Origin of the sequence: Barnesiella sp. CU968 (assembly GCF_905219685.1) — a bacterium.
Classification (GTDB): Bacteria; Bacteroidota; Bacteroidia; order Bacteroidales; family Muribaculaceae; genus Lepagella; species Lepagella muris_A.
The window spans coordinates 1-2544 of the sequence record NZ_CAJMXD010000407.1 but is presented as its reverse complement, the minus strand read 5'-3'; the positions used below and the strand labels follow the sequence as shown (position 1 = coordinate 2544).

Genomic DNA, 2544 nt, shown 5'->3' with positions numbered 1-2544 from the left:
CTGTAGACCTTTTCTATGACGTCCCCCTTGCTGAGTCCGGTTTCATTAAAAAATGCATCGCACACACATTTCGGAGCTATCTCCTTGAATATGTCTCCGAGCAATCTTTTGCCGAGAGCCGTTCCTCCACCCTCATCTCCGAGTATGAACCCCAGCGGCGGAATGTTCCTGATCATTTTCTTTCCATCGAAATAAGCGGAATTGGAGCCGGTGCCGAGTATGCATACTATGCCCGGCGTTCCCTCCGTCACCCGGCAGGCGGCAAGCATGTCAGACTGCACTTCAGCCACCTCCGGATTCCATACTTCACGGATTGCATTCTCGACTGCAGAGCATATCTCGGGAGTTGCCGCTCCGGAACCGTAATAATGGATTTCATTTATAAAGACAGCCGGATCCAGCTTTTTTCTCACATCCGAAAAATAAGACACAGCGTCCTTTTGTGAGATACGTGCTACGTTAAAGCCGTCAGAAATGAAAGAGGCTTTGGTGTTGCCATCAGTATCTGTAAGAAGCCATTCCACTTTTGTGGACCCTCCGTCTGCGATAAGGATATTTCGTGTGGTTTCGTGCATTTGGATTTTTAAACAGTTTCTTACAAATTTAGATAAAAAAGTGGAAATACGCAAAACATGTGTGTTATTAGAAACTTAAATGGCTGCCTTTTGCGAATAGATTCAACGTCAGGACTTCTAATGCAAGTGAGCGCATAGCGGAGCTTGCTCCAGCTATGCCGAACGCATCCGAGAATGGGCAAAGCCAATGTTTTTGTTTCATTTTTGACGTGGATTAGAGGTTGGACATCGGGAGGGAACCCCGGGGTCTTTTCTCTCGTTATTGCTCAATCTGATGAAAATGATTATCTTTGCGAATAAGAAACAAAAACCGATAGCTTGATATACAGGGGCTACCGGGATTCAACACTGCAAAGTGTAGTGCTTTTTATTCATTTCTAAAACATCAAATTCCGTTTATGGCTAAAATTATTGTTCAAAATACCGACATAACAGTTCTTGGTGTCGAGGGGCAGGATTATATATCCCTCACTGACATGGCGTCGGCAAAGGACGGAGATGGCAGAGCCGCCGATGTGATAAAGAACTGGATAAGGACACGATACACAATAGAGTTCCTTGGAACATGGGAAATCATCCATAATCCAAATTTCAAAGTGGTCGAATTTGACCACTTTAGAATGAGTGCAGGGTTACCATCGTTTGTGTTGAGTGCATCCGAGTGGGTAGAAAAGACTAATGCGATAGGAATAATTGTAAAAAAAGGCCGATATGGGGGCACGTATGCCCACAAGGATATAGCTTTTGAATTTGGTTCTGCAATTAGTGACCCATTCAAATTATATCTCATTGAGGAGTTCCAACGCCTGAAGGAAGAGGAACAGAAACAACTCGGCTGGTCTGCGAAACGCGAGCTGTCGAAGATAAACTACCGTATCCATACCGATGCCATCAAGCATAACCTAATACCTGCCGAGATTACAAAGGCTCAGGCAAGTATCATATATGCCAATGAAGCCGATGTGCTGAATGTGGCTATGTTCGGCATGACAGCGAAACAGTGGCGCGATGCCAATCCCGACCTCAAAGGCAATATACGGGATTACGCCTCTATCAATGAACTGATATGCCTCTCCAATATGGAGAATCTCAATGCAGTGTTTATTGAACATGGAATGCCACAGCAGGAACGCCTGATTAAGCTCAATCAAATCGCCATCCATCAGATGAGCGTACTTGAAAGCGGAGATAACGATAGAAAACTGCTGAAATAGCCATTCAAAATCAGTTCCATAACGCAGATTCGTCCTCAGAGGCTCCAAAAATTTGGATATTTCGTAACTTAGAGAGTGTCTGGATTTTACTTCCATTCACGTGAAGATGGATTTTCGAGGGAATTCACGAGTCGAAGAAGGAGCATAGCGGGCTGAACAATGAGCTGCTACGACTTATCGGTAATCCCGGGGAGGATAACAATCTCACCCGGTGTCATTTTTTCTCGTTATTGCTCAATCTGATGAAAATGATTATCTTTGCGAATAAAACGAAACTGATAAATCCAATGGCCAAGATCATAGTCAAGGATACTACAATAAGGACAATGTCAAAAAATGGCATTGATTATATCTGTATCACCGATATTGCAAGGCAGAAAAACTCGGTGGAGCCAAAAGATGTAGTAAAGAATTGGATGAGGGTGAAGAATACCCTTGAATATCTTGGCTTATGGGAAAGCCTGAACAATCCCGATTTTAAAGGGGTCGAATTCGACCCCATTTTGAGAGAGGCTGGCTCCAATTCCTTTACGATGAGTCCAAGTCGGTGGATAGAGCTTACAAACGCAATCGGTATTATAAACAAATTGGGACGTGAGGGTGGCACATATGCTCAACGTGATATCGCCTTTAAGTTTGCAAGTTGGGTCTCTGTTGAATTTGAACTGTATCTTGTAAAGGAGTTCCAACGCCTGAAGGAAGAGGAACAGAAACAACTCGGCTGGTCTGCGAAACGCGAGCTGTCGAAGATAAAC

2 protein-coding genes and 1 pseudogene are annotated in these 2544 nt (G+C 43.9%); 2 read left to right on the top strand and 1 reads right to left on the bottom strand.

Annotated features, from left to right (window positions below; all coding sequences use genetic code 11):
* Positions 1–575, bottom strand: a pseudogene (locus JX312_RS12150) (ATPase); the annotation flags it as partial.
* A 398-nt stretch (positions 576–973) separates the two neighbouring features.
* Between JX312_RS12150 and JX312_RS12145 the strand changes: the two are divergent.
* Positions 974–1789 carry a KilA-N domain-containing protein gene (locus JX312_RS12145; protein ID WP_204458161.1) on the top strand — a complete coding sequence of 272 codons (816 nt, stop codon included), beginning with the start codon at positions 974–976 and terminating at the stop codon, positions 1787–1789.
* 287 nt (positions 1790–2076) lie between these two features.
* Positions 2077–2544 (top strand): KilA-N domain-containing protein (locus JX312_RS12140; protein WP_204458159.1); only part of this gene is annotated, 468 nt, incomplete at its 3' end.